Below are 21,237 nucleotides of genomic sequence, written 5' to 3' on the forward strand. Positions count from 1 at the left end.
TACCTCCTATAAAATCCAGTCTATTATTGGTTGGCCTTTATAACCATGCTCCCAAACAAACCAAGCAAAACAAATCATTCCTTTATTTTTCATCTTTATACCATTACGATTCATGCTCAATCGTTTACTAAAGACATAAACGTTTTTAAGGGGGGAGGACTTAAAAAATTTATAACGCCCCGCCCCCTCTAGAAATTGAAGTTTGAGAAGCATAGCTACCTTCCTTTCCGTACATTCCAACGCATGTTCAACAAACGCCTGAGCAAGTTTATATGGAGGGTTAGTTATGATATTAGGAACTTTTTTATAAGAGTGTAGAAAATCTACACCGACATTACCATAACCATAATCATACAAATCTGTTGACCAAACAGTATAACCTTTTTCTTCTAAAACCTTACTGATCGCTCCGTCACCACAGGCTGGTTCCCAAATAAGACCTTCAAATTTTTCTTTTTGTAATAAAGAAATTGTCGCAAAGGATGGAGTCGGGTAAAAATCATGCTCTGGACGACCGTGACTAACGCCAATAATACTATGAGCTAATGAAATAGCTCGATCCTCCATAGACACCTCTCCCAGCAAGCAGATAGTAAAACCAAATAATTTTTATCTCTAAACAGCATATACGAAGTCTTATAGTTAAAAGTTAAGAGGACTAGAATAATATTCTAGGTATCGAGCAAAATTCTAGAGCTAAAATAAGCTACGTTTTGTTCTATTCTAATTATGAATAAGGGAAGGAGGCGTAGTTCATGGAAAACTACATAGAATATGTTGAACTATGTTACTGTGATACTTGTAAATATGCTCATAAATGCGCGAGATTGAATTATATTTATCAAAAACTCCAGGAATTAGAAGTAGAAGTTTTAGATAAATGGAAACTTAATTTAGAAGTAGATTATCTGATCAATGATTGTGACCTTTATATGCCTAATCTTGAAAAAGTAACTATTATTGGAGAAGATGATAACTATGAGCGATGATAAAATTACGGTGGTTAGTCCGACAAACAAATCCAAGATTGTTAAATATAAATTAGAAGAAGACTGCGTTAACTTGCGGAAAAGTGGTCTTTCTTACCAGGAAATTGCCGAAGAGTTAAACGCTTCAGGTAAAGTTCCTGAAGATGATCCTATTGACGAGTATGTTGTTATGCGTTTTTTAAAAAAAATTCCCCAAGTAACGAAACAACTTGTTAAAGAAGATAAAAAACGATTATTGCAGGTAGTCAATACCAACTTCGATATTCTTCATGAGATAAATACTTTGTTTGGTAAAACAAAAAGCCTCCTAGAAAATATGGAAGCTGACGCTTACGATAAAGGAAAATTAATTAATCCTTATCAGTTTAAAGCTATAGTTTCAGAGATGCGGGAAATGCTACGGCAAATGATGGAGATTCAAAAAGAGATGAATGATTATGAAAATGTAAGGATGTTTATGGAAATAGTTTTAGAAACTTTACAAAAAGAAGCTCCTGATAAGTTACCTATCATAGTAGAAAAACTGAAAATGGCTAAAGGAACGCAATGGTTTGCTAATCTACTGGAAACCAAGCGTTTAACTAATGATTAGGGGTGTTTTTATGAATAAAAGAATTGGTGAGGTAACTTTATATTGGGGAACAATGTTTGCTGGTAAAACGACTAGACTTATTCAAGATTTAAAACAGGCGGGAGAGGGGGCAATTTGTTTTAAACCCGCCACCGATACGAGATATAGTCATAATATATCGAAAACACATGACGGAGTTGAATTTCCTGTTATAACTATCAAACAAGCTAGTGATATTTTCCTTTTACTCGAACCGCATATTACTACCATAGGAATTGAGGAAGCATCTCTTTTTTACGATGATCCTACCCTTATCCCCACCATCATTACTCTGCGGGATATGGGTTATAACGTTATAATTACGGGTATAGATCGCAATTTAAAAGATGAACCTTTCTGTCAAATGCATAAAATAGCCGCTCTTGCTGATAACTGTATTAAGCTCAGGGCTAAATGTGTGCAATGCGGACGGCCAGCATCTATGAATTACTTTAAAGGTAAAGATAAATCTAATCTTATTGGCGGGGCTGACAAATGGGAACCCCTTTGCAGGTCGTGCTATATGGAAAGGAAAAGCTGAAATGAAGGAAATAAAATCAATCTTTTACTTAGTACAAATAGATGGCAAACTTTATAAAGCCGTAGCCATTTACGTTATTTGTGGTAAATGCCAATCATATTTAGAACTTAAAGAAGAAAAATTAGATTTAAAATCAGAATGGGCATATCAATGTCCTTACTGTGGAGAAGTTTATTCCTCACCGTTTGTTTACCCAATTTTTAAGTATGAGCCTGCGGATGTGAGTAGTCATGAGTGACCTAACAACCTTGTTAGATGATTTTATTGAACTGGCAGGAAAGTATAATCCTGCCAGTGGTTTATGGCGAGAAAAACCTGTTGATTTACTTACTTTTTTTACATCTAAAGATTTTTTAGGAGAAAAACCATATCCAGGTAAACAAACAGAATTACTGGAAGCGGTTAATGAAATGCTATGGTGGAAATTAACTCGTGAAGAAGGAGTCTGCCGTGATACTTTAAAACAAGTAACCGAATGTACGGTATTATTCGGCAAAGGCTCAGGAAAAGATTTCCTGGCTTCTGGTATTTTAGCATATGTAGCTTATTTACTATGCTGTATGAATGACCCCCACGCCACCTTTGGATTCGGACAAGATGAACCTATTGATTTAATTAATGTCGCTATAAATGCTTATCAAGCTAATAATGTATTTTTTAAAAAATTAAAGGCACGTTTGCTTAATTGTCCTTGGTTTAAACGAGTTAATACTTACCCGAATAACTACAACGAATTTCAATTAACCAAAAATCAGATTCGTTTTTATAAAAACATAACCGCCCACTCCGCCCATTCAGAAGCAGATAGTTTTGAAGGATTTAACCCCCTTGTAGTTATTTTTGATGAGATAGGTGGTTTTGAATATAAGAACGCTGAAAATTGTTATTCTACCCTGCGTTCTTCGGCTGTTTCACGGTTTAACGATAAAATGTTGTTGATATTTATTTCTTTCCCTCGTTCCCAGGATGATTTTATGATGAAAAAATATAATGAAGCAATCCAGAAAAAAGATCCTCAAGTATTTGCAATGAAAGGGAAGTCCTGGGAAGTTAATCCCAAAATTAAAAGAGAATCTTTAGAAAAAGACTATCAGACTGATCCTGAAGGAGCAAAAATAAAATATGAGTGCGAACCGCCTAAATACAGTCAAGGCTTATTTCAGTTCCCTGAAAAAATTGATGAAGTAGTAATGGTAGGCAAAAAAGCGCAGTGTCCCAACTTAATAGTGACTGAAAAAATAACTACAAGAACTTTGCACAATGGCGAACAACGGCATTTTGTGGGCCTAGAATTATACAATCTAAATCTTGATCCTTCTTATGTTTACTATCTTGGTGGAGATGGAGGCGTAGAGACAGACAGTTATGTTATCTCTTTATTTCATGCTGAACCTGTTTTAATTACTGTGGTTGAAAATGGGGAGACATACGAAAAGTGGGTTAATAAACCTGTGGAAGATTTAATATTAGAATGGCGACCCAATAAAAAAGATAGACTACCAGTAGATCTGTTAAATGTAGCTGATATTTTGGAGCAAATATGTAAACAGGTTTATGTAAAAAAAGCCCTTTTTGATAAATTTAATTCAGCAGAGGTAGTACAGAGACTAATGAGTTACGGTGTAGAGGCTGAAGATAAGAACTGGAGCAATCCTTTTCAAGTCCAAATTTATCAAAATTTAAAATCATTAATCTATACTAATCAGATAGCTCTTCTTGATCATACGCTAGATACAGATGATCGACTAAATGCCAACGAAGAATTAAAAGCAATTAAAATAATTAACGGCAATAAAATCGATCACGATCCTGGAAAGTCTAAAGACTATTCCGATGCACGGGCGGGGGCGGTATGGGTATGTTCTACTGACGAACCTGTTCAGACAAAACACTTTAGTATGCCGATAATCGCAGGGGTAAAACGAAAAGGTTAGAGCTGTTTCAAAACAGCTCTTTTTTTATTTTCTAAGGTGGAACCATATAACTATAAATATATCGCTGTCTATTTTTCAAACTACAATTGTCTAAAAATCATACTTCAGTTGTCTAATTTTCATACTTCAGTCTCCTACTTTTTAGACACTAAGAATTATAATAGAAGAATTATAAAGAGAAGAATTATAGAGGATCTGGGGGAAGCTAACGCTTCCCAACCCCTTTCTCCGCTGTTCAAAGAAGGCTATCGTTAGAACTAACCAATTACATGACCCCACCCCCTACCCCCTCCCCGCGAACCGTGAATTTTTGGACTGTAGCAGTGGAGTTAAGGAAAGTTTTAGATTTTGTTGTTTCCTTCTTAGTTTCGTCTAACCTAATTTGAGGTAATACTTAGGGGGAATAATAATGCGGCAGATTTTATCAAAATATTCTGGTGAACACCAGTCTATTTTTATAGTTTTTATTGGTGATGTTCATTTTGGTAATAAGTATTTTAATCATTCTTACTTAGAAAACGCTTTAAATTTCGTAGCCAGCCATCGGCAGCGGTGCCGTTTGGTGCTAATGGGAGATTTGTTAGAGGCGGCGACTAAAACTTCGGTGGGGCGGGCAGTGTACGATGAAAACTATCCTACGCAAAAGCAGTTTGAAAAGGCAGTAGAGACTTTTCTTCCTTTTGCTGAAAATATTGATTTAGTTTTAGAGGGTAATCATGAAGAGCGCATTATTAAAGATACTTCTTTTGAGATTACGCAGGAGATGTGTCATAGGTGGGGGCGGATTGATGCTTATGGTAAATTCTCAGCAGTGGTCAATTTTAATTTGAGTGGTGGTTTAACTTATTCCCTTTACGCATGGCATGGTGCTACTTCGAGTACTAGGGAGTCTGGAGCCATAAATGGGTTATTAGGGATGAGGGAAAGGTGTGTAGCCCATATTTATGCTATGGGACATACTCATAAATTGTTAACTGTGCCGAAAAAGATTGTGGTTCCCAATCCCTCTCAAGAGAGGGTACAGGAAGTAGAACAGTTGTTTATTAATACTGGTTCTGCCTTGGATTATGGTGGCTATGGTGAACAAAAAGGTTTTAGCTTAGTGAAGGCGGGATTTGGGGCGGTGCAGATATTTGCTGATAAACGGAAGATGATTTTTCATAAGATTGAGGATTTAGTTTAGGGGGTAAGAAAATGCGAAAGAGGATAAGAGGTAGATTGAAAGAGCGTCAAGTTATTTCTAATCAGTTAGCGACTAGCAATAATAATGTGCCGTCTGTATCTGATTTTGGCGGGGCGCGGACGACTATTCCTAGGTTTATGAATGGGGGCGGGGGTGCTTTTGGTGCTTTACCTAAGCGCACTCAACGGGATCTCGGTTTAGATGAACGCCGCTTTGTTAATTATTCTATTGATCAGTTGGTGGATATTCTTACTGATGTTCATCCTGATGTATCGTTTGCGTTATGGAATTTTTTACGCATTGGTAATAGTGGTTATACTATCTCAGTAAGAAGGTTGGGTTCGGGTAAACCTTATCCCCAGGCAGAACGGGATATTAAAGAATTTATTGATCGTTTATCAATGCCTAATATGAATCAATTTGAGAAATCACGGTCTTTCCATAAGGTTTTGAATCAACTTTTTTTGAGTGCGGTAACGCGTGGAGCGGTGGCACTAGAGTTGGTGTTATTACCAGGGGCAACTGATGTGGCTTTTTTGGCCCCTGTAGATCCTGCCACTATCGATTTTCAGTTTATTAATGATCGTTTTGTTCCTTTTCAGGATAATTTGAAGCGGTCTTTAGATGTGCCAACTTTTATTTATGAGGGCCTAGATGAGCGTATTGATGATCCTTATGGGCGTTCTCCCTTATTGGGAGCTCTTAGTATGGTGCTTTTTCAGTTGCAGGTTTTAAATGATATAAAAGCAGTGGTGCATAATCAGGGTTATCCACGCTTGGATATTAAAGTTTTAGAAGAAGTTTTGTTAGCCAGGATGCCTATTGCTATCCGTAATAATGAACAGTTAAAACAGGAGTGGTTAAATAATAAACTTAATGAAATTATTAAAATGTATAGCCAGTTAGAGCCAGATGATACTTTTGTTCACTTTGATAGTATTGATATTGATATGGTTGGCGGTAAGGGTAGTGGCGGGGCAATGTTAGACCCACAGAAGTTAATGGAAGCTATAGATAATTTAATTATGAGCGGCTTAAAAACCTTATCAACAATTTTGGGGCGGCGGTCAACGGGTAATACTGAGAGTTTCGCCAAAATGGAGATTAAATTATATTTACAAGGTGTAAAAGCCATACAAGACTTAGTTGCTTCTGTTATGGTGAGGGCTTTAACGATTTTTCTTAACTTACGGGGTAAACAGGGTATTGTTGAGTTTAAGTTTAAGCCTGTAGAAATTCGGACTGAACTTGAACAGGCTCAATTTCAGCAGATTGCTTTACAGAATTATGCTTATATGCGTGATCAGGGCTGGATTTCGCAAGAGGAGGCGGCGCAGATGGCCGTGGGCCATGCGCCTGTGGGTGAGCCTGATTGGGAACACCTTGGAAAAAGCACCATTACCAATAAAGATGGTTCTCCTACTAGTGGGCAGAAGGATGAAAAAGGAACTAGTGCTCCAAATAATTAAATGTGTCTAAACTAGGAAGGGAGTGGTGGTAATATGCCTGCTGAGAGTTATCATGATTTTCCTCTATCTGATAATTATAATTGGGATGCTGACGCGGCGGAACTTGGGCTCAGGCGGTGGGCTTCCAGCGATGGAAGCGGTGATAAAGAAAAGATTGATTGGAATAAGTTAAAACAAGTCTATTTTTGGCATGAGGCGGGGGAATTATCTGATTTTGGGCAGTTAAAATTTCCTTACTGCCGTATAGAGGATGGGAGGCCGCATGTGGTGCATAATGCGGTGCAAAATGCTTTGGCAAGGATAGATGGTAGTACTATTCCTGAAAGGGATAAAGAGGAGGTGCGGCGAGTGGCTGAGAGACAAATGGCAAGATTTAATAGTGGTTCTTCTAATAATAGTGCTAGTGTGGTGGGGAGGCCAACTCCTGAGCAGTTAGCCAAGATTAATAGATTTTCTCTTCGCCCTCTTAGTGCGGAGGAAGTTTTTGTGTTTCCCGATATGATGATTGATAATCAGGAGACAGCATATAATACGGTTATGCATCCAAATATTCTTAACAAGTTTGTAGAAGATGCGAATAAAGGTATCGGGTTATTGATGAATCATAATCAGAGATCTCTTCCTGTAGGTCGTTCATTTGATTCTAAACTAGCGATAGAGCATAATCCTGAAACAGGACAATATATCCATTCTGTTTACGGATATTTTTATATTGATTTAGGTAGGCAGACTGAGAGTGGTATGTCTACGGATGATATTGTTAAGGGAATAACTGCGGGTACGGTTTTTGATACTTCAATAGGTTTTAATGCTGATTCTTGGAAATGTTCTATTTGTGGTAATGATATAAGGGATTTCATGTCTTGTCCGCACATACCTGGGGAAAAGTATGTTGTTACTAGGGATGGTAAAGATGTTATTGAAAAGTGTATAGTAATTGTAGGCGAAGATGGTAAGGGAGAGTTAATAGAAAACTCTTTGGTTTTTGCGGGGGCTTGTGATCGGGCGACAATAACTAAGGAGTTTTCAGCTAAAGGTGTTAATGATTTAGAAAAAGGTTCTAAACTACACTTAGTTGATAATATTAAAAATATACCATTAAACGCAACTATCTATGGATATTACACTAAAGATGGCCCTGTTTTGTTTACTGATACTAGTGAGAGAACTAACGGGGCTGAGATTTTGAAAAGAAGGAGTGAAGAACAGGTGGAGTTAAAAGAATTGCAGGAGATTTTAGCGAGGTTTGGTATCCAGGCGGAAACAAAAGAGCAACTGGAGACTGAGTTGGCGGCAAAGGTAGCAGATGACAAAGTTGTGAGCTTAGAAACTGAATTAGCTCAGGTTAAAACTGAATTAGAGACGATTAAGGAAGAGCTAGTAAAGAAGGATGAAATTATTACTGAATTGATGAAAGCTAATGAGGAACTTACGGAAAAAGCTGGTTTGGTAGAAACTTATCGTATTGATTTGATAAATAAGGCCCTGGAGCTTGGGGTGCGGGCGCAGGGTAACGCTTTCCAGACTGAACTATTTAAGAAATTTCTTAATACACTCAGCATTGATGAAATTAAAGAGGTTATTAAAGGATTTGAGGCAGAAGTGGCCGCCAAGTTTGAAGGTGCTAGGTTTACTGTGCCTTCTGATAGGACAATTAGGGCACGTAATAATGAACCAAGTTCTCGCGATGATTTTGAAACTGAAGAAGAGTTTCGTACTTTTGTAGCTGAGAAAGCTGTAGAGTATGCCAAAGCTAACAATGTTTCTCTTGGTGAAGCAACTAAATTAATGTATAAAAAATTTGCTAAAGGCGGTGAAGAATAATGGCTGGTCAGTACACGGGATTACAGAAAACTTATAAAATTATGGATGCAGATGGGGTTGCTCTCTATCATGGTGTAACTTATGGTTCTAATAATGATGAATGTGTTAAACCCACTGTAGATAATGCTGTGCCCCTGGGGATTGTGACTAATGACGAACGTGTTAATGATCCTTTGCGGGCAGGTGGTGATCAGACGGGGCGTAATGTAGCGGTTCAATTAGAAGGGATTGCAAATCTTCTGTTAGCTGAACCTGTAGCTTACGGTGGCCGTGTTATCTTGGGAGCTGGTGGTGTTGGCAAAGCCCTTCCGTCTACTCCTGGAACTTATAATGTTATAGGTTTTGCTGAAAAGAGTGGGGCGGCAGGAGATGTTATTCCTGTTCGCATGAAATACCATGTATTTACTGTTTAATTTAAGTGAAAAGGAGATGAGCTAGATGCCTACTGTGCAGAAAGTTCATATAGATCAGGCATTAACAAATATTTCAATCGGATATAAAAATGAACAGTATATTGCTGATCAGATTTTCCTTCCTGTTCCTGTAGGTAAGCAGTCAGATAAATATTATGTTTATGGTAAAGAACGTTTTCGTCAAAATGATGACCGTAGGGCTCCTGGTACGGAAGCTAATGAAATTAACTGGACTCTGTCGAATGATCAGTATTATTGTGAAGGACATGCTCTGCGTCATGCAATTCCTGATGAAGAACGCTCCAATGCTGATGATGAGTTCCAGCTTGAAGCCGATGCTACGGAACTGGTAACGGAAGGTATCCTTTTGAATAAGGAAGTAGATGCCGCCAGCAAACTGCTGGATGCAAGTAATTACGATCCTGGGCTTTCTATGACTCTTGGTAGTGCAGGTGCCCCTGCAAAGTGGAGTGACTTCACTAATTCTGATCCGCTTAAGGACGTAGCAAAAGCTAAAGAAGCTATTCATAAGAAATCGGGTTTGCGGGCAAATACTCTGATTCTTGCGGAGCCTGTGTTTAATGTTCTCCAGATGCATCCGAAGCTGGTGGATATTATTAAATACGTCCAGCGTGGTATTGTGACTATGGATTTGATGGCGGCGGCTTTTGGGGTAGAAAAAATTCTGGTTGGTTCTGCTCTGAAGTCTACAGCTATGAATCCTGGACAGGAAGATATTTTAGCTTATATTTGGGGTAATGCCGCTATTCTAGCTTATATCCCGCCCCGTCCTGGAAAAAAGATTCCTGCCTTGGGTTATTCCTTTATGTGGAATAAAGATGGGCAGGGGGCCGTGCAGGTACGTCAATGGTATGAGCAGGGCCGTAGGGCAACCATCATTGAAGCTGAACGTTGGTATGATCAGAAGATTGTTTCTTCGGTGGCTGGCTTCTTGTTTGCGGATTGTGTCACCCCGCTGTCTAATTAATTAGTTTTATTGGATAAATTTTATTAAGTAACGGGTCGCTACTGTGGGCCTGTATCGGCCCGTAGCGACCTTTTTTATAGGAGGGATAAGTGATGGCTAAGAAAATGAAAAAAGAAGGTGTTGAAGAAATCTTTAATCAGATACAAGAAGGGATTGAAGAAGAAAAAAGTTTAGAGGAAGTTTCGGTACGAGAGGTTAAACTGGGAGTATCAGAACTTCTAGTGGTGGATATTTTACCCGAAGTACGGCAGGTTGTAGTAGAAAATCTTGGGGGCGGCGATGTGTATGTAGATCCGAAGGCTATTGCCTTTACTCCTGATAAATGTGTTGCTCCTGGTGGGAAAGTTGTATTTGAGGGTGTGAAAAAAGTATTTTTGGAGGCAACTAGTCGGCCTGTGGTGAAGATTTCCCAGTTTAAGTAGGGGGCGATAGTATGGATATTCTTACTGAAGGATATGAAGATTTGGTTCGTTCCCGATTTGGTGTAGATGACAGTGATTTACCCAACCAAGCTATTAACTCTCCATTAATTGCTGGTTTGGCAGAAGTAGTAGTAAAAAAGAGAGTGCCTGATTATGCGGCGGCGAGTGAGGAAGATAAGTTATACTTGCAAAATGCAGTAATCGCTTATATTTGTTATCTATTAGCCCCCTCCATGCCGATGCGGGTAAATGTAGAAGTTCAAACGTTGGATACTCGCTGGAAGAAAGGAAAGGTAGATTGGACGCAGGCGGCTAAAGATTTTTTAAATGACTTTGAGTTTTTTTTGTCCCAAATAACGTCTGTATCTGTAGTAATAGCTGACAGTCCTATTTGCGGATTAATTTCAGGTACACGAGAGCCAATTGGGACTTAGGTGGTGGCTGGAGTGATACAAGGTAAACGAAAGATAATCTTGAAAGAAGGGGTTCCCGTAGAAGTAATTTCGGTTTTGGGTGGGGAAGTGCAAACAACAATAGCTTTAGTAGGTAGGGCGAGTAAACAGTTTAATAATACTGCTTCCTTGGAAAGTCATAGACGGGGGCATTTTTTGCCTGAAATAACTGTAGACAGTGGTTATATTATTCACAATTTGGTTACTGATGATTATTATATTGTTGTTTCTACTTACGATGAAGTAATAGAAAATCAAAAAGCGGCTACTGTCGCCCACATGGTTAGGTCTAATGGGGTTATTGATGTGAGTGGAGAGGTAGAGGTTGCTGATGAGAATGGTAACATTAAAAAGCTGGCTCAAATTAAATATGCTGATTTGCGGGTATATGCTCAGGGTATTACTTTTGATTTAATGCAGTATCAGCCAGGATTCTTTGCTGATAGCAAGTTTATTCTTTATGCTCCTGGTGTGGATATAAATATCCTTGATCGGATTGTATTTAAAGTAGGAGGGCGGCAGATACCTTTAAAAGTAACTACAACTGATTATATTAGTTATCCTGGTCTGGTGTTGATACAGGTTCATGCGGAAACGAGGCGATAAATATGGGCCGTAGAAGTAATAGTTCTTATTTGATGTGGTTTGATCTAAACAGTTATTTACATGATTTAGATCAGGCTTTAAAACCTGCTTTACGCCAGATTAGGGATCTTTTGGTGCAGGAAGCTAAACAAGCGGCAAATAGACTGCCTTTTAAAGATAGTCCTGTCAGGTTGGCGGGAGGCGGTGTTACTAGTGATCGTAAAAGGAAGCAGGCTTTAATAAATTCAATTGTTGGGGATAAGGTAAGTGAGTACCGTTATTATGTTTTGCGTACTGCAGTAAAAGCAATGGTTAATAATTTCAAGAACTCTCACATTGGTATTTACTATGAGTTTGGTACAGGTGAAGCTGGTGATGATATTCCTCCAAAATGGCGTGATTTAGAAGATCCAAACCCTGCTAGGACAGGGAAAAAGATTGTGTCTCGTGGTCGAGATGTGATGTATCGGTCTGGCCGTGTTCCTGGTGTATGGCGGGATATGGGTGGTAATATGCGGATAACTGGTTCTCGTTATGCGGGGGGTAGTGGCCCAAAGTTTAGAGAATATATTGGTGAAGATATACTTGCTTATTATTGGTTTAGAAATGCTACGACTCATTTAAATGAAGAGGCATTACGAATTTTAAAAGAAGCTGTTAAAAAGGTGCATCCTGGTAAGTATTTATCTTTACGCCCTGTTTTTGTGTTGGGTAAGGATTAGGGAGGTGGGGTTGTGTCAGTTGTTAATTTATATAATGGAATTTATAGGGTATTGGCTAATGATGAACAGATATTAAATTATTTGGGGTTATCGTCAGCTTCTACTAATCTTGAAAAAGCTAAACATATCCAGAAAAGGTCAAAACCCCAGGATTTGGTGCAAAACCTTCCTTTAATAACTTTTTATTCTCCTGGGGGGTTTCGTGATAGTATTAATGATTATGTTTATGGTTCACGTTTTTTCTTTGATATTTATACCAGTGATGATGTAGAATTGGCCCAAAACATAGCGCAGAGAATATTAGATCTTTTTGAGGGTGAGATTCCTCCCTGGATGGGTGTGGAGAATTTTACCTGTCGGTTTGAGGATGGTCATGAGAGTGCTGTCGATCTTGCTAATATATACTGTTTTACTATTGAGGTAATAATGTTTATCTCCTTAGCCAAGTAGCTTGTTAAACATTAAAGAAGTTCGTCTAATCTATTTTCGTAGGTAAAGTTGATTGTACTATAATTGAAAATTAAATAATCTAAATAGTTAAGGAGTGACTAGAGATGGCGAAGAAGATGATTATTAAAGGCGTGGGTACGTTTATGGCAAAACGCCTTGCCAAGAATGGTGGTATTGAAGTAATTACCCTGGGTACTTTGCAGAATTTGCGGATTAATTTTAATACTGAAATTGAAGATATTTTTGGCGGTGATGGGCTTTTCCCCATTGATAATCTTGTCAGGTCTAAAACGATTGAAATTACGGCTACGGATGCCAAGTTTGATCTGGCCGCTTTGCAGTTGATGATGGGTTCCAGCATCAGGGAGGGAGTTAGTGAGACTCTGTGGGTTTTAGGTGAAGGTCAGACTGTTGCGGAGAAGATTGGTACGGTTACTGTTGGTTTTGTAGATTTGGATTTTGCATCTACTCTGGCTCCTGATCCTTCCTTTAGTGTGCGATTGAAGGATACTAATAAACTTTTGACTCAGGTGCCTTATGCGGCGGATACTGCTCCTGAAGCTGACGAGTTTATGTTTGATGCGACTTCTAAGCAGTTGATTTTTAATCCCTCTCTTAAAGGGATGGATGTGGTAATTAATTATAAACGGCAGGATACTAATGTAGATGTTGCCGATATTTTGGTAGATGAGGTTCCTTTCCCTGTAAGTGTGGTTCATCACGGTTCGTTCCTACAAAAAGATGGTACTTATGCAGGTATCGAGACAGAATTGTATGCTTGCAGGGCGCGGGGTACGTTTGCTATTGATACTCAGCGGGCGGCGGCTTCGGCCAGTGAGGTGTCGCTAGTAGTTATTGATCCTGAACGAGCTGATGGGAAGCTGGGTTCTGTGAAACTATATGCGGCTACTTCGCATGTTTAATTGTGGTTAAAACTGGCAAGGTAATGAGTGGAAGCTAGGTTTCCCCCTGCCTAGTCCTTGCCTTGCCAGTTTTTCTTTAGGGGGTTTGTATAACAAATTAAAGAAAAAATATGACGAAATGTCTATATTAAATATAGTAAGGATAGAAGGGGGATTACATAATGACGAAAGAAGAAAAAGAGCTGTTAGAAAAAGAACATGCAAGTAAAATGAACGCTCAAGCAGTAGAAAGGATAAAACAGGAAGCTCTAACTCAGGTGGAGGCGGAACGAATAGAGGCTGTATTTTTTGAAGATGATGCAGAAATTATGTTGCGAGATGGTAAGAAATACAAAATTCCTCCTGCCAGCTTGAGAGATGCAAGGAAATTAATGAAATTATTACGGTCGGTGAATGTAGATGCTATTATTTTAAATTTTGTACCTACGGATGACCCGCAAATAGATCAAAAGCGGGAACAGGATTTATTTGATATTTTATTACTGGCTTTTAAGTATTATCCTCATATTGATCGTGAATATCTTGACAGGTATGTGGATTTGGATACAGCCCGTAAGATAATAGATATTTTAATTGGGTTGAATGGTTTAAAAAAATAGAGCGGCGGGAGGGGGAGGATATTGAGGGAACAGAGATAAGGGATGAAGAAACAGACGAGCCTGTTCATTGGGGTGAGGTTTTCTTTATTTTACACAAACATTGCCATCTTAATAAGTGGGAAATATGGAATTATACTCTCCCGCAAATTGTGGAGTTAATGAAGGCGGTAAATAGATATATTCGTTTTGAAGTGGAAACTAGGATGGCTCCATTAGGCATATTTGGGGGGCTTGGAGAGGATACAGTAATAAATAAAGATGTAGATAATGAGTACCAAGAAGCTACAGAAGAGGATATTATGGCGTTCGCCAGGGCTCTTGGTGGCGGTTAGACCGTTCTGGCTAAACTAAGGTCAGGACGGTATTTTTTTGTAAGAAGGTGATAAAGGATGACTGATCAAATCATAAGCGGAGAAGATTATTCTTTAAAGACACAGATATTAATGGATTTTTCTAGTGCAATTAAAGAAGCAGGAGCTTTTGCAGATCAAGTTTCGGATATTGCTACTGCTTTTAGCAATATGTCAAGAGATGTAAAAAATATTAATCTTAAAGTGGCTGATTTAATTAAAGCGGAAATTACTAAGTGGAATGAGAGCGCGTTATTTGGTAATAAGTTTGATATTGGCAAGACTATTAAAGAAAAAGTGGAGAGGGCTATTGCAACTAATATTGCGAAACGTGATGTCACTATTACAGGTGGGGCGGGTGAACCGATTCAATTTGCTTTACGTGATAGTGACGTAAGGAAGATAAATACAAAAGTAACGAAAGCCATTCAAGAAGCTCTTTCTAAATTAGAAATTCAGCCCTTTAATTTACCTGCTTTTCAATTGACGGATCGCCATACAAAACAAATTCAAGCGGAATTTGTTAATAAATTATCGCAGGCGATAAATGAAGGCATAAATTTTGTTTGGGAGGGGGATAAAAAAAAGAGTTTTTCCCTGACAGTAACTTCGGAGAATATGCAGGCTATGCTGGACGCCTTTAAGACGAAGTTTTTGTCTTTAATTTCTAATCCTGCCTTTTTTACGTTTGCTGATGTTGAACCTGTAAAAATTGATGTCAGTAAAATGACTGCGGTGTTAAATAAGATAAGGGATTCTCTAGGTGATATAGATAAGCATTTAAATATTGATTTTGAAGAGTTGCGGAAGCTACCTAATATTGATAAGTCCCTAGCAAAATTTAGGGAGCATATTCAGATTGTAGTGGCGGAGATTGCTGATATAAATAAGAAAATCAGCGGTCTTTCTACTGGTGTTGATGTGGGCGGGCTCCAGCAGGTGGGCCAGCAGATTGCGACTTTACGGACGACAATTATTACTAAAATTGGGCAATTATTAAAGGAAATTACTCAACAGGTGGCGACTATACCCGCAGGCACTATTGAACAGGCTAAGTACCAGGCGGCTATTGGCAATATTGGCGTGGTATTGAATAACTATGTCCTGGCTCAGATTGATGGGATTATGAAATCGCTGTTGACGGCGGCGGGGGCGCAACTTGTGAAAGTGCAGGGGAAGGATGTTTATGTAGCTGGTATGAAGCAGTTACAGGAGCGTTTGGTGGCCGCTACTAAGGAGGCTTTGAAGGGAATTGATTTTAGTAAGTTGGGGATAGATGTAGCCCCTCTACAAAAAATGTTGGATGATTGGAGTGATTCTATAGCTAAAGCCTTACAAGAGCGGGTGGTGGGGTCGGTAACAAAACTTACTGATGCAATTTTAAGGCTTCAAGGAAGTATAGAGATAAATGTATTTAATTTTATCAATGATTTGGAAAAGGGTGTGGAAGAATGGTTTAAAAGTCATTCTGATTATAGTGGAATGATACGAGGACAAGATATAGTTGATTATCTTATACCTCGTGTGCAACAAGGTATTTTAGATATAATTACCAGTATGGTTCCTGTTTTTGATGCTGGGAAAAAGATACAGGTAACAATACCGTCTGAAGTAATAGAAAAAATCCAAGAAAGTATATACGATGTAGTGTTGCAAGAAATAAAGTTAGTGCAAACTACTCCTAAACAGGGTACTAAAAGTGGCATCCAAGAGTTAATTAAGAAGGAGACGGAGAAACTAGCGCAACTCCTTATAGAGAGAGCACGGAATATTTTTACGGCCTTAATAGAAGGGGTGTCGGCGGGGAGTTTTATGGTTCTTTCTGCCGAAGAACAGGCCCAGGTGCAGGCTGGTTTACAGAAGAGTGCGAGAGAAATTATTAATAGTTATCTAGTTGCTCTTCAGAGGGGTTTGGGGACACTAGTAGTTTCGCAGGAGGTTATCTATCACGTTCAGAGTGAAATGCAACAAGCCGTTGATAAGGCGGTGCAGAAGGTAAAGTTCGAGGTAGGTGAGTTTACTTTAGATATAAATAGCATCATTAAAAAAGTGGTTAAAATTGTTGAGGATGCATTGAAGAAAAGTTTAGCTACTTTAGATGTAGGTGTGCCGCAGTGGAATTTAAATATTAATTCTCTTATTATCCAACCCATTCAACAGGGGTTGCGGCGTTTGTTTGTCGATTTAGGGAAAGAGATAAAGGAACAGTTGGCTATTTCTGTTAAAGGGGAAAATATGGTAGCACCCGTTAATTTTACGGAGTTATTAATGCCTGTGAATAAGGTTATTAATAATTATTTGCGTGATTATATTAAAACCGTTGTAGGGGTTATAAAATCTACGGATAGGATGGCTTCTTTCCAGGCGGTAACTGGTGCTTTGCATCCTGAAGTGCGGCGGGCACTAGCGGCTGAAGCTGAAATGTCGGTGCGGGCGTTCCAGCGGGCTAATCCCCTGCTTCAGGGAGAAGAGTTCTTGCAAAAAATTATGCGTGAGAATATTAATGCTATCTTTAAGCGTTTCCATGCTGTTTTAACGAAGAGTGCTACGCAGATTGTAAAAGAATATCAGCAAGCATTGGGAGAAGTGGAAGTAAAGCCTAACTTGGAGGCAGTTTGGGACTTAACACGGAAAATGACAGCTTTGCAAGACGCTATTGCGAAAAAAGTAAAGGAGTTGCTGGATGCTCAATTTAAGGCTTTAATGACTGAGATTAAGGAATTAAAGTTATACCCTGCTAGTATCGGTGCTTATGTTCCTCCTGCTTCTGTTAGACGCAGTGTTGAGAGTACAGCTCGTGGGATGGCTCGTTCTGTGAGTAGTGGACGGGGTGCTTTCCCTGTCCAGGAAAGGGTTTATGCGGCACCTTATTCCAATATTTTTAGTGAGGGCAGGGGCAGATCGCGTTATATTACTCCTGGTGGAGATACACGGACTTTTGTGGGTTCAGTAATCAATACGATGCGGTATATTACAGCAGGTATGTTAATGGGTATTCCGATGGGTCTGGTGTATAGTGCTTGGGAATCGGCGCGGCAGTTTGATTATGATTTGAAGAAGGCCGAAACTAATCTTTTAGCTAAAGAAGAGAATATTTTAAAATTGGCGGAAGAAAGGGTTAAACTTCGTTATGAGCAAGCGAGTCGTTTGGGGGATTATGGTATTACTGCCCGACAGTATAATAATGAGGTGGAACGCAGGCGTCTGGTAGAGGAAGAAGTGGCACGGATTCGTAATCTGGCGGGTCGTGGGGCGGTACGGCCTTTACAGGACATTGCTTTAAATTTCGGTATTAATCAAGAAGAGATGGGAAGAGTATGGGAAATTACCACTAGGCGGGTGGATAATCCTTATGAGGCTTTAAGTCTTTCTAGGAGTGCGGCGAAGATTTACGCCTATGAGCGAGAGGAATTAACGCCTGAAGAGGCCGCTAAAGGCATGGAAGCAATTGCCTCTCAGTGGGGTTTGCGCGGGCAGGATATGGATCGTGTCGCTAATATGCTGATTAAAGCAGGTTTGTTATCTCAGGCTTCGGTGAAAGATTTGTTGCAGGCCCAGGCACGGTCTGGTATTACTTTTGCTCAAAATATGCCTGGGATTCCCAAGAGCGAAGCCTTGGCAACTTCCCTGGTGTTGCAGTCGCTTTTTACTCAAACTACGGCACGTACAGGTAGTGAGGCAGGCACTTTCTGGCGGACTGTTTTTGAAGCTCCTTTTAGAGCAAACGAAGCAAAGTTTTTGGAGCAAATGGCGGAGAGTAATCCTGCCCTGGCAATGCTGTCTCCATTTAAGAAAATTAAGCAGGATGATGGGACTTATAGGCGTATTCAAAAAACTGGGTTGGAGATGTTTTTAGATATTGTGGAGGCGGCTAGGAAATTGGACGATCAGAGTAGGATTGAATTATTAAATAAGGTGTATAAAACCAGGTATACGGCTAGTGCTGAGGCGATCCAGGCTTTAATAGAAGATATAGATAAATTGACAGGTTATCCTGACTTACGGTCGTACATTAAAGATGTGGAGAATGTTACTCCTGAAGAGGCTTTTCAGGCTATTGCAGGAAAGATGGATACCTATGAGTTTCAGCGTCAGCGTGCGTTGACTATGTGGCAAATATCAACGTTTGGAGTCTTTGAGAGTCTAAAACCACAGTTTAGTTCTTTAATAACTTATTTAACGGCTTTTTTACGGGTTATTCGAGATAACGCTGACAAAGTAGCTAGTGTATTGTCCATTGTTAGTAAGATTGCAGTGGGGTTAGGTATAAAGTTTTTTATGGGTAAAGGTCAAAGTTTTGTAGATAGGTTTAATCAGCGACAGCTACAAAAATCCTATGCTACCAATATGGGTTGGTTGGAAGAAGAAGCCTATATTCAAAGGCTTAAAAAGTTATCTGTAATGGATGAAATGGCTTATTGGGAACGGCAAGGGAGAGAAATTGAGATTGAAAAGACTAAGCTGGCTACTCCTATTAGTAAAGCTAAACGCCGACAAGATATTGTAAAAAATAGATTAGAGCAGGCTAAACATATTTATAATGAAATGCTGGCGGAGGGGGCAGATTCTAGTCAATTGGCTTTACAGCAACAAAGAATAGATAAGTTGCAAAAAGCCTACGATCATTTTACGCAAACTTTGGATAAATATAATAATATAATGGCGGAATTGGAGGCGAAGCAGGCTGGTTATAATCGTCAAATAGAAAAATTAACTCAGGAGATGGCAGAAGTAGATAAGGAAGCGGTTGATTTACAAAAACGAATGGTTTTATTAGATACGGCTTTTGCGGATATGGGTTTGCGTGGTAAGCAGGTGATCTCTGCCTACCATCTTTTGAGTAAGGAATTTAAGACAGGAGCAATGGACATTGAGCGGTTTGAGAGAGCTTTACAGGAATTAGCAAGGGTATCAGGACTTTCAGAAGGGAGATTAAATTCTTTACGCCAGGACGTGGATGCTCTGGTGAAGGAATTTAAAGAGGGCAAGATGACAGCCGAGGCTTTTTCCCGCGAGATCAGGCAGTTAGAGCGCAATTACCGCCTCGGTGATTTGGGAGCGATTGAGGGTAAAGCGGTAGCTGAATTAAAGGGTGTTAATTTACTTGATGCTGTAATTGCAGGTTCTTTGTTTGGTAAACAGATGCGCCAGCCGCAAACGGCCCAGGCCATGCTTGGAGAAATCGGAGGGCAGGCGGGTAGCGCATACGCTAAATACGCTGGTATTTTGGCGGGTATTCCCCTTCTGGCTAAGATGGGCGGCTTTTTGGGTAATTTGTTCGGTAAAGGTAAAGCTCTAGTTACGGGGGAAGGAGCTATTGCTAAAGGTATAGGAACGTTGGGTCGTGTTGGTGGTAAGATAGCGGGCAAGCTGAGTATTGGTGGTAAGTTTTTAGGTGGCCCCATAGGGTGGGGCCTAGCGGCGATGGAAATACTAGGTAATCCCCTAGCTTCCAGTATTTTATCTCCTGGGGAGCGGTTGCAGGAAGAGGCCAATCAAGAGGAGCAAATGATTAAACGTTTCCAGAATATAAGGGATGCAGGCTGGTTGCCGAAGATTGTTTTTGGTGCTTTTGAGGCTATTAATACTCTTACGGGAGGTCTTTCGCGTCTATTTGGTGGTACTACCCCTTCTTTTAGTGAATATGGACAGGCGTGGAAGGCTCTGTTATCAGGGGAGGATGATTTACAAACTTACTTAACGGAACGGTTAGGAGTAGCGCAGAAAAAAGGGCGTGCGTTAGCTTTAATACAAGAAGAACAGGAGCGGTATTTACGTGAGAATCCGACATTAGATTTAAACGGTGATGGTTTGCGGGAAGATACTTCTAAGACAGATTGGCGTGAGGTAACTTCCTTTGAAGAAGGACAGCAAATGCTGTCATTGATCAATGAACGGTTGAATATGAAACTGGCCGAGTTAAACTCGGAGTTTGAGATTAAAAAATCGGAGTTACTGCGGGCTGGTTTTAGAGAAGATTCTGATCGTTTACGGAATTTAATGGCAGGGTTTCTTCGTTCTAATATTGAAGCGTTAGAGGAAGCAGTAAAACAGATTCAAGAAAGGAAGAGGTTATTAGAGGAAGCTAATCCTAACACTTATAAGGATAATGAGGCGTGGCAGGCCCTACATTTGGCGGAATTGCAACATCAGGCTACTATTGCTCAACAGCGGTTGCAACTTTCGCAGACAGAATTTTCCGAAGTAGATGAGATTACGAGTAAACTGGAACGGGAACGTCAGCTTATTCAGGCGGAGTATAGTATTAAGCGAGGGAAAGCGATTTTAGGGGGAGCGCAGGAAGATTCGTGGACGGTTCGCTCTATAGAGCGGGCACAAGTAGAGCAGGAGAATAGGAAGATTGCTACAGCTATTACCGAATTGCAGAATTTAATGCAGAGGTATGCTGAAGGAGATGCGCGGCGGGAGCAGATATGGTTACAGATAAAACAATTACAAGCAGAATCTACAGATAATTTGGTTAAAATTAGAAAAGCTCTACCGTCTCAGGGTACATTTAATCTGCCCCCTGAAATTAAACCGTTAACCTACTGGGAGGCTAAAACCTTAACGAATAATTATCGTAATATGACTTACCGTCAAGGTGATGTGATTGTAAATCTAAATATTGATAATATGAGTGGTTCACCTAGCGATGTTCAAAAAATATCAGAAGTGGTAGCGAAAACAATAAGAGATACCCAGGCTGGTTTGACTGGTTTGTTGTGGCAACAGGTGAAAAGCGGTATTGGCAGTAATTATCGGCCTTTACTACCGTAAGGA

The 21,237-nt window shown here is 39.7% G+C and carries 20 protein-coding genes; 19 read left to right on the forward strand and 1 reads right to left on the reverse strand.

Annotated features, from left to right (window positions below; all coding sequences use genetic code 11):
* Positions 1 to 6: 6 nt before the first annotated feature.
* On the reverse strand, positions 7 to 567 hold the full coding sequence (locus E308F_RS15040) for an NAD(P)-dependent oxidoreductase (RefSeq protein WP_141265734.1): 561 nt from the start codon (positions 565 to 567) through the stop codon (positions 7 to 9).
* Positions 568 to 755: 188 nt separating this feature from the next.
* Here E308F_RS15040 and E308F_RS15045 point away from each other — a divergent pair, with 188 nt between their 5' ends.
* From E308F_RS15045 to E308F_RS15130, 19 genes are all read left to right on the forward strand, one after another.
* Complete coding sequence (locus tag E308F_RS15045) at positions 756 to 989, forward strand: hypothetical protein (RefSeq protein WP_141265735.1); 234 nt, start codon at positions 756 to 758, stop codon at positions 987 to 989.
* Positions 979 to 1,581: a hypothetical protein gene (locus E308F_RS15050; RefSeq protein WP_141265736.1), complete on the forward strand. Its 603-nt coding sequence runs from the start codon at positions 979 to 981 to the stop codon at positions 1,579 to 1,581. The genes E308F_RS15045 and E308F_RS15050 overlap by 11 nt, the downstream gene beginning before the upstream one ends.
* 10 nt (positions 1,582 to 1,591) lie before the next feature.
* Positions 1,592 to 2,140: a thymidine kinase gene (locus E308F_RS15055; protein WP_172613985.1), complete on the forward strand. Its 549-nt coding sequence runs from the start codon at positions 1,592 to 1,594 to the stop codon at positions 2,138 to 2,140.
* Between the two features lies 1 nt (position 2,141).
* Entirely contained in the window at positions 2,142 to 2,378 is a 237-nt protein-coding gene (locus tag E308F_RS15060; RefSeq protein WP_141265738.1) for a hypothetical protein, read from the forward strand.
* Positions 2,371 to 4,074 (forward strand): hypothetical protein, encoded by a 1,704-nt coding sequence (locus E308F_RS15065; protein WP_141265739.1) that lies wholly within the window; start codon positions 2,371 to 2,373, stop codon positions 4,072 to 4,074. The genes E308F_RS15060 and E308F_RS15065 overlap by 8 nt, the downstream gene beginning before the upstream one ends.
* A gap of 409 nt (positions 4,075 to 4,483) precedes the next feature.
* Positions 4,484 to 5,257 carry a metallophosphoesterase gene (locus E308F_RS15070; protein WP_141265740.1) on the forward strand — a complete coding sequence of 258 codons (774 nt, stop codon included), beginning with the start codon at positions 4,484 to 4,486 and terminating at the stop codon, positions 5,255 to 5,257.
* An 11-nt stretch (positions 5,258 to 5,268) separates the two neighbouring features.
* On the forward strand, positions 5,269 to 6,726 hold the full coding sequence (locus E308F_RS15075; RefSeq protein WP_141265741.1) for a hypothetical protein: 1,458 nt from the start codon (positions 5,269 to 5,271) through the stop codon (positions 6,724 to 6,726).
* A gap of 33 nt (positions 6,727 to 6,759) precedes the next feature.
* Positions 6,760 to 8,550, forward strand: coding sequence for a hypothetical protein (locus E308F_RS15080; protein ID WP_141265742.1), 1,791 nt, complete (start codon positions 6,760 to 6,762; stop codon positions 8,548 to 8,550).
* Positions 8,550 to 8,963 carry a hypothetical protein gene (locus E308F_RS15085; protein ID WP_141265743.1) on the forward strand — a complete coding sequence of 138 codons (414 nt, stop codon included), beginning with the start codon at positions 8,550 to 8,552 and terminating at the stop codon, positions 8,961 to 8,963. Before E308F_RS15080 ends, E308F_RS15085 begins: the two co-directional genes overlap by 1 nt.
* A 25-nt stretch (positions 8,964 to 8,988) precedes the next feature.
* Complete coding sequence (locus tag E308F_RS15090) at positions 8,989 to 9,951, forward strand: hypothetical protein (protein ID WP_141265744.1); 963 nt, start codon at positions 8,989 to 8,991, stop codon at positions 9,949 to 9,951.
* A 92-nt stretch (positions 9,952 to 10,043) separates the two neighbouring features.
* Entirely contained in the window at positions 10,044 to 10,373 is a 330-nt protein-coding gene (locus E308F_RS15095) for a hypothetical protein (protein WP_141265745.1), read from the forward strand.
* 11 nt (positions 10,374 to 10,384) lie between these two features.
* Positions 10,385 to 10,807: a hypothetical protein gene (locus E308F_RS15100; RefSeq protein WP_141265746.1), complete on the forward strand. Its 423-nt coding sequence runs from the start codon at positions 10,385 to 10,387 to the stop codon at positions 10,805 to 10,807.
* A 12-nt stretch (positions 10,808 to 10,819) separates the two neighbouring features.
* Positions 10,820 to 11,431 carry a hypothetical protein gene (locus E308F_RS15105; RefSeq protein ID WP_141265747.1) on the forward strand — a complete coding sequence of 204 codons (612 nt, stop codon included), beginning with the start codon at positions 10,820 to 10,822 and terminating at the stop codon, positions 11,429 to 11,431.
* 2 nt (positions 11,432 to 11,433) lie between these two features.
* Positions 11,434 to 12,132: a hypothetical protein gene (locus tag E308F_RS15110; protein ID WP_141265748.1), complete on the forward strand. Its 699-nt coding sequence runs from the start codon at positions 11,434 to 11,436 to the stop codon at positions 12,130 to 12,132.
* A gap of 12 nt (positions 12,133 to 12,144) precedes the next feature.
* The gene (locus E308F_RS15115) at positions 12,145 to 12,582 is read left to right on the forward strand and encodes a hypothetical protein (RefSeq protein WP_141265749.1); all 438 of its coding nucleotides are present in this window, start codon (positions 12,145 to 12,147) and stop codon (positions 12,580 to 12,582) included.
* A 104-nt stretch (positions 12,583 to 12,686) separates the two neighbouring features.
* Positions 12,687 to 13,505 carry a hypothetical protein gene (locus E308F_RS15120; protein ID WP_141265750.1) on the forward strand — a complete coding sequence of 273 codons (819 nt, stop codon included), beginning with the start codon at positions 12,687 to 12,689 and terminating at the stop codon, positions 13,503 to 13,505.
* Positions 13,506 to 13,666: 161 nt separating this feature from the next.
* Positions 13,667 to 14,104, forward strand: coding sequence for a hypothetical protein (locus E308F_RS15125; RefSeq protein ID WP_141265751.1), 438 nt, complete (start codon positions 13,667 to 13,669; stop codon positions 14,102 to 14,104).
* 149 nt (positions 14,105 to 14,253) lie between these two features.
* Positions 14,254 to 14,436: a hypothetical protein gene (locus E308F_RS16030; protein WP_216364574.1), complete on the forward strand. Its 183-nt coding sequence runs from the start codon at positions 14,254 to 14,256 to the stop codon at positions 14,434 to 14,436.
* 57 nt (positions 14,437 to 14,493) lie between these two features.
* Positions 14,494 to 21,234: a phage tail tape measure protein gene (locus E308F_RS15130; RefSeq protein WP_141265752.1), complete on the forward strand. Its 6,741-nt coding sequence runs from the start codon at positions 14,494 to 14,496 to the stop codon at positions 21,232 to 21,234.
* Positions 21,235 to 21,237 lie beyond the last annotated feature (3 nt).

It is taken from the genome of Moorella sp. E308F (genome assembly GCF_006538365.1).
GTDB lineage: Bacteria > Bacillota > DSM-521 > Neomoorellales > Neomoorellaceae > Neomoorella.